The organism is Lyngbya sp. CCY1209, from assembly GCF_055795065.1.
Genome location: NZ_JAYFER010000507.1, coordinates 1 through 602, shown reverse-complemented (window position 1 = coordinate 602; position 602 = coordinate 1). Strand labels below are relative to the sequence as shown.

Genomic DNA, 602 nt, shown 5'->3' with positions numbered 1-602 from the left:
CTGACGGTGACGGGTTTTCAGACACCCAGCACCCGGGGGGCTGCGGTGACGGTCAATGATGATGGTAGCTATACCTACGATCCGACGGGTGTGGCGGCTTTAGAGGCGCTGACCGCCGGGGAAGAGGTGACAGACACTTTCACTTATACGATCGCAGATGATAACGATGTCACGGCGACCGCCACCGTCAGCATTACCGTCGCCGGGGTGAACGACCCGCCGGAAGCCGCCGACGACAGCAACAGCACCGCAGCGGATACGCCTCTGGATGTCAACGCTGCCTCGGGTGTCTTGAGCAATGATAGCGACGTGGATGACGATAATTTTACAGTCGTCGCCTTCGAGAGTACCAGTTCCCTGGGAGCCAATGTCACCGTCGGTGAGGATGGCAGTTACACTTATGACCCGACGGGGGCAACGGATCTGATCGCCCTGACGGAAGGGGAAGAGGTCGTCGATACCTTTACTTACACCATTGAAGATGAGGGTTCAAATCAGGCCACTGCTACCGTCAGCGTCACGGTAACTGGGGTGAACGATCCTCCCGAAGCGGTGGATGATAGCAACAGCATCAATGCCGATACGGTATTAGCCGTCAATGC

At 57.3% G+C, this 602-nt stretch carries 1 protein-coding gene; it reads left to right on the top strand.

The genetic code is table 11. The annotated features are described in order from the left end of the window. Window positions 1-602, top strand: a 602-nt coding sequence (locus AC0QHF_RS16405; protein WP_324705308.1) for an Ig-like domain-containing protein, incomplete at both ends; no start/stop codon positions are given.